Source organism: Cobetia sp. (assembly GCF_983723665.1).
The window spans coordinates 1-2,814 of sequence record NZ_CFDJES010000235.1 but is presented as its reverse complement, the minus strand read 5'-3'; the positions used below and the strand labels follow the sequence as shown (position 1 = coordinate 2,814).

Annotated in this window: 1 protein-coding gene; it reads left to right on the top strand. The window is 64.3% G+C overall.

Annotated elements, in window-relative coordinates:
• Window positions 1-542: 542 nt before the first annotated feature.
• Window positions 543-2,814, top strand: a 2,272-nt coding sequence (locus AC4FAH_RS14295) for a DUF2339 domain-containing protein (protein ID WP_490246280.1), incomplete at its 3' end; no start/stop codon positions are given.

Sequence of the window (2,814 nt, the reverse complement as noted above, 5' to 3'; positions counted from 1 at the left end):
TGTGCAAATACGGTGCCGAGAGACTGACAGCATGAGGTGCCAGGCAAAATGCCGTAGTCTCTGAGCACGACTCTTCGATGACGGGCTGGGCGATGGATGAGCTGATGTTGGTGGGCGTCATGATGGCGTTGCTGGTACTGGGTGGTTCCTTGATGGGGTGGCTCAGCATGCTGCGCATCAAGGCGCTGGAGCAGCGACTGCGCGATATGGAGGCCAGGCTTGCTCGCGAGCTTCCTGCTCATGGCGCCCCGGTTATGCACACCCCCTTGCAAGAAGGGGGTGTGGACAAATCGCCTGCCGAAGTGCCGCCCCGGGAGGGACTGGCAGCAGCCGATGCAACGCCATCGATCAGCGACTCGCGGACCACTGCATCATCCAGTGGCGGCCACTCTCTGTCCTACCGGCTACTTCAGCGCTTGTTGCATGGCGCTGCCTCCAGTCGTTCAGGCGAGAAGGGGCAGGGCGCAGACCCTGCAAGCAAGGCATCAGAGGTGCTGCCGGGGGGCATGTCACGTCTGCTGACGCTGCTTCAGGAACACTGGATGATTCTTGTGGGTGCCTTGTCTCTGGTGATGGCAGGCATCCTGCTCGTCGGGTACTCCCTTGAGCAGGGCTTGCTGGGGCCGGGGGTACGGCTGGCGCTGGGTCTCGGGTTCGGCCTGAGCATGACGGTATTGGCCGAGTGGCTGAGACTGCGTACGTCCCAGTCATCGAGTCTGACCGGCGCCGTCAGCGGTGCCGGCAGTCTGGTGCTCGCGGCGAGCCTGCTGGCTGGTCACTTTCTGCTTTCGCTGGTGTCCATGCCGGTCACCTTCGTGCTGTTGGCAGCCTTGAGTCTGTGGATGCTGGAGCGTGCGCGGCACCATGGGCCGTGGTTGGCAGCATTGGGCATGTTGGGCGGATATGCTCTGCCCTTGGCGCTGCCCATTCACCAGCAGTGGCAGGAAGCCTCGACCTTGCTGTTGCTGGGGTATGCGGGTGTGATCGCGGCAGCGTGTCGTGTGCTGTACCGCCAGGTCGCGGTGAGCTGGCTGTATTGGGGCGGTCTGGTGGGAGCGCTCGCCTGGTGGTTGCTGTTGATGCCCTTCGGTATCTCCTCTGCCACGACATTGCTGGTGGGGCTGTTGCCCTGGGTGGGTGGTGTCTGGCTGGCCGTGCTGGCGTTGGGGTATCTGTGGGAGGAGGTGTGGGAGCCATCCACGGGCGCCGCAGAAAAGGATGAGCGGCAGGCGAAGACCTCACTTGCGACCTGGTTGCCCTGGCGCGCATCTCTTGACCTGCGTCGGCACTGGCTCGCCGGGGGGCTTGTCTCAGTGAGCGTCGTGCTGGGACTCTGGCTGCCCTGGCTGGGCAGTCTCGTGCATGGCGTCTCCTTTGACTCATTGGTGGCGCCTTCTGAAATGGCCGGCTCCGGTGTGTCCCTGTGGCATCGGGGGTGGCTGGCTAGCCTCATGCCGATGCTGGTGATTGCCTGGTCTAGTCGCCGCCATGCGGTGCTGTGGTCGATGGTGGTTGCTGGCAACGGACTCTGGTTGCTGGTGTGGGGGCTTGCTTTGACGGCACCGCTGTCGAGCAGCGCGATGATCAGCCCGCTGATACTGAGTGTCGGCCTGTTGTCGCTGGCGCGTTGGCGACCGCGTCATGATGCGGGTGAAAGAGCAGAGAGGTCGCTTGCAGCCTGTTGGTGGGCATTGGCGACCATGGTGCCGCTGCTGGCGTGGGCTCTGGCCCTCTGGCAAGACGTCATGCCATGGGCGAGCGGGGCGAATGATGCAGGGAGGCTGATCAACACAGGGCTAGTCAACATAGGGCTGCCGCCATTGATCTGGGGGCTGGTGTGCTGGGCAGGTGCCATGCGTTTCCAGGCGCGTGAAGGCGCTCAGCTTGCCGCAGGACTGTGGCTGCCGGCGCAGGCCGGAATATTCCTTGCCCTGGTGGCAGTGCTGGAGGGGCCATCGCTGACCCTGGCGCTGGCGCTGCAGCTATTGGGTTTGACCGCTTGTGAATGGCGCTGGTATCGCGAGGGGCATACCGCGGCGCGCTCCGTGTTTGCTGAGCTGTCACGCTTGCTGGCGTGGGGTGTCGTGGCTCGCTTGATGTATGGCATGGCGCATGACGACTATGCCGATATCGCGCACTGGCCACTGCAGATACTGCTGCCGGTATTGGCCTGTGTGGCCATGACCAGTCTCGGCATGCGCCACCGCCCGCGGACACAGCGCTGGCTGGAAGGTGCCGTTGTCCAGCTTGCCGTCGCGACGGTGGTGATGGAAATCCGTTATATGTTGACTGGTGGGAAGCCCTTCGAGGGCAGCCTCACCCTGGCGGAGCTTTCCCTGCAGGTATTGGCGCTGGCCGGGGTGGCGGCAAGCTACGCCTGGCGTGCTCGTGGCGCCGGTGCTGAGGCGCGGACAGGGACGCAGCTGTATCGCGTGCTGGCACTGGTGGTCGGCGGAGCGGCTGTGATCCTCTGGAGTGTCGGCGTGCTGGGCATCTTCAATCCGCTCTGGCACCCGGCGGATGTCGGGAGCTGGCCGCTGGTCAATTGGCTTCTGCCGGCATACGGCCTGCCTGCACTCGGCGCCGCTATGCTCTGGCGCATGACATCCAGGCGCGCACCGGACGTGGATACGGGAAGCGCCGCGTCACGCTCACGAATGCGCGGGCTGAGCGAAGTGCTCGGTCTGTTGTCAGCCGGCTTGTGGTTGGCGCTCAACTTGCGTCACTGCTGGCATGGCGCTGAGCTGGGGCTATGGCAGGGCATCGAGCAGGCGGAGCTATATGCCTACAGTGTGCTGATGCTGGTCGTCGCGG